The 3,014-nt window shown below is 67.5% G+C and carries 3 protein-coding genes; 2 read left to right on the plus strand and 1 reads right to left on the minus strand.

Annotated features, from left to right (window positions below; genetic code table 11):
* Both OOT08_RS08865 and OOT08_RS08870 read left to right on the plus strand, forming a co-directional pair.
* A partial coding sequence (locus tag OOT08_RS08865) for an NAD-dependent succinate-semialdehyde dehydrogenase (RefSeq protein WP_325092278.1) occupies positions 1-1,251 on the plus strand: 1,251 nt, incomplete at its 5' end.
* A 110-nt stretch (positions 1,252-1,361) separates the two neighbouring features.
* Positions 1,362-2,168 (plus strand): FadR/GntR family transcriptional regulator, encoded by an 807-nt coding sequence (locus OOT08_RS08870; protein ID WP_325092279.1) that lies wholly within the window; start codon positions 1,362-1,364, stop codon positions 2,166-2,168.
* Here OOT08_RS08870 and OOT08_RS08875 read toward each other — a convergent pair.
* Entirely contained in the window at positions 2,125-2,904 is a 780-nt protein-coding gene (locus OOT08_RS08875) for a sulfite exporter TauE/SafE family protein (RefSeq protein WP_325092281.1), read from the minus strand. The two genes, OOT08_RS08870 and OOT08_RS08875, sit on opposite strands and share 44 nt — an antisense overlap.
* Between the last annotated feature and the right edge of the window lie 110 nt (positions 2,905-3,014).

The raw sequence follows: 3,014 nt of genomic DNA on the forward strand, positions 1-3,014 counted from the left end.
GAGGCCCCCATGAGCGAGCGCGCCGCCGTGTTGCTCCGCGTGGCCGATCTCATGGACGAGCGCCGCGACGCACTCGCGGCGCTGATCGCCACCGAGATGGGCAAGCCCGTCAACCAGGCGGGAGGCGAGCTGTGGCTCTCCGCCGAGATCTACCGGTACTACGCCACCCACGGCGAGCGCTTCACCGCGGAGGAAGCCATCCCCGTCGCCAGCGGCGGCAGCGCACTCATTCGCACCGAGGCCATCGGCGTACTGCTCGGCATTATGCCCTGGAACTACCCGCACTACCAGGTCGCTCGCTTCGCCGGCCCGAACATCATGCTCGGCAACCCCGTCATCATCAAACACGCCGCGAACTGCCCCCAGTCCGCGCAGGCGATCGAGACACTCTTCCGCGACGCGGGGCTCCCCGAGGGCGGCTACACGAACCTCTTCGCAACCCACGCGCAGGTATCCACACTGATTGCGGACGACCGGGTCCGCGGCATCTCGCTTACCGGGAGCGAGCGGGCCGGGGCCATCGTCGCCGAGCAGGCCGGACGACACCTGAAAAAGGTGGTGTTGGAACTCGGCGGAAGCGACCCGTTCATTGTGCTCGACGACGCGGACCTCGAACGAACGATAGACCAGGCGGTGTCTGGCCGCTTCTCGAACGCGGGACAGGCGTGCACCTCCCCGAAGCGCTTCATCGTCGTCGACGAGGTGTACGACCGCTTTGTGGCCGGCTTCGCTGCGCGGCTGGGGGCCTTCGCGCCTGGCGACCCCCTCACCCCGGGCACACGAATCGGTCCGATGTCCACCGTGGCCGCGCGGGACGAGATTCTTGAGCAGGTCCGCGATGCGGTCGAGCACGGAGCCACCCTGCACGCGGGTGGCACGGCCGGGGCGGGGGCAACACTCGACCCGACCCTCCTGACGGACCTCACCCCGGAGATGCGAGCCTATTCCGAAGAGCTGTTCGGTCCGGTCGCCATGGTGCACCGCGTCGCCGATGCCGCAGCCGCCGTTGCCCTGTCAAACGAGTCCCCCTACGGATTGGGCGCCTCCGTGTTCGCGGGGGACGCGGACCTGGCGCAGCGCGTTGCCCGTCAGCTCGAGGTGGGGATGGTGACGATCGGCGGGAACTCCGACAGCGAACCCGATCTCCCGTTCGGCGGCGTGAAGCGCAGCGGCTTCGGCCGAGAGCTCGGGCCCAACGGCATGAATGAGTTTGCAAACAAGAAACTCATCCGGGTCGCCGCCCGCGACTGACCCCCGAGAGGGGGGCGGGAGCCTCGCTGCCCGCGCCCCCTCCCGGATCGCTGGGACAACACGACGAGCGTTCGACGGGCTGCCATCAATACCTATAGTATCTGGAGGTCATGATGCAATCCGAGGGCGATCCCCTATACAGTCGGGTGCCGGGGCGTGGCACCGCGGACCAGATTCTGCGCCGACTCACCGAGGCAATCTCGACAGGACAGCTCCTCGCCGGGGAGCGGCTGCCCACAGAGGATCAGCTCTCCAGCCGCTTTCAGGTTGCGCCGATGACCCTCCGACAGGCGCTCGCGCAACTCCGCGAGCTCGAGTACGTCGAGACCCGTCGAGGCCGGAAGGGGGGCACCTTCGTGCGCCTCGACATCGCGGATCGGCTGGCGGCGGCGGCTGAGAATTACCCGGTCTCCATCCCGGAGCTCCGGGAGCTCAGTGACTGGCGGCGCGCCATCTCGGGAGAGGCCTGCGCCCTTGCGGCTAATCGGGCAACCGAGGCCGAGCGCTTCGACATTCTCGAACTCGCAGAGTCGTATCGCCGCGTCGCCTCGTCGAAGGTCGAACGTCGATTCTCTGACGCGAGAATGCACATCCGAATCGCAGAGGCCTCCGGATCGCCCCGGATCGCAGAGGCGGAGCGAGAAATCCAGGAACAGCTCACCCGGATGATCTCGATCATGCCGGAACTGAGCGAGGCCAATCAGGCCATCGGCACCGGACACGATGAGTTGATCGCTGCACTCATCGCTGGCCACGCGGACGCCGCTCGAAGCTTCATGATCGAGCACATCGAGGCCACATACAACTGGGGGGCGTCCCGGCCGCTGTCACGGGCCGGGGACGCACCCGCTGGTTCCGGTCTGCTGACGAGGCCTAGTTCTTCTTCGCGCGGATCAGGCGGACCAGCATCTGCGTGAAGATCAGCACGAGGAAGATCGAGAATAGGATGTTCGACATCGACGGGGCGAGCGTGCCCGCGATGATCGTGCCGAGCGGGGAGGCCGCGCTGGCCGCCAGGCCCACCGCGGCGGCGGCGCGCAGGTCGACGTTCTTCCGCCGCCAGTTCGCGAGCGTGCCGGAGAGCGAGCCGGGGATCATCATGACGAGCGAGGTGCCCTTCGCGACGAGGTCGTTCGCGCCGAAGAAGAACATGAGCACGGGCACGACGATGATGCCCCCGCCGACCCCGATCAGGCCGGAGAGGATCCCGGTGAGGAATCCGGTCACCGCGAGCATCGCGCCCGTGAGCACGGTGATCGAGATCTCGCTGTCGCGCTGCGGCACCACGAACCACAGGCTCACGATCACAACGAGCAGGAAGCCCAAGAAGAGCCACTGCAGGAAGCCGACGGGCAGCTTCGACAGCAGCAGGGCACCCACCTGGGAGCCGATCACGATGCCGACCGCGAGCAGAATACCCGCCGTCCAATCCACATTGCCCTGCACCGCGTAGCTGATCGCGCCAACGACCGCGGCGGGCAGGATCGCGGCGACCGAGGTGCCCGCGGCCAGGCGCTGCGGCATCACGAGCAGGAGCACGAGCGCCGGCACGATGATCACCCCGCCCCCGATGCCGAAGAGCCCCGAGAGGAGGCCTCCGACCAGGCCGATCGCGATGAGCGGGAGGATGGCGTAGCGCTTCTGTTCTGTCATGTTTCGTTCTGGCCGTTCGAGGTGTCGAAGCCTGGCCGTGCTCCGACGCTGTGGTTCTGGACGGGGTGGTCTGGGGTGTGATGATGCGATGCGGACGGTCGCGGCGCATC

Source organism: Leucobacter sp. M11, assembly GCF_035726885.1.
Taxonomy (GTDB): domain Bacteria; phylum Actinomycetota; class Actinomycetes; order Actinomycetales; family Microbacteriaceae; genus JAPFRB01.

Bases quoted from the DNA above. Each gene is read 5' to 3' on its own strand.
- OOT08_RS08870 (WP_325092279.1), top strand. From the start codon at position 1,362: ATGATGCAATCCGAGGGCGATCCCCTATACAGTCGGGTGCCGGGGCGT.
- OOT08_RS08875 (WP_325092281.1), bottom strand. From the start codon at position 2,904: ATGACAGAACAGAAGCGCTACGCCATCCTCCCGCTCATCGCGATCGGC.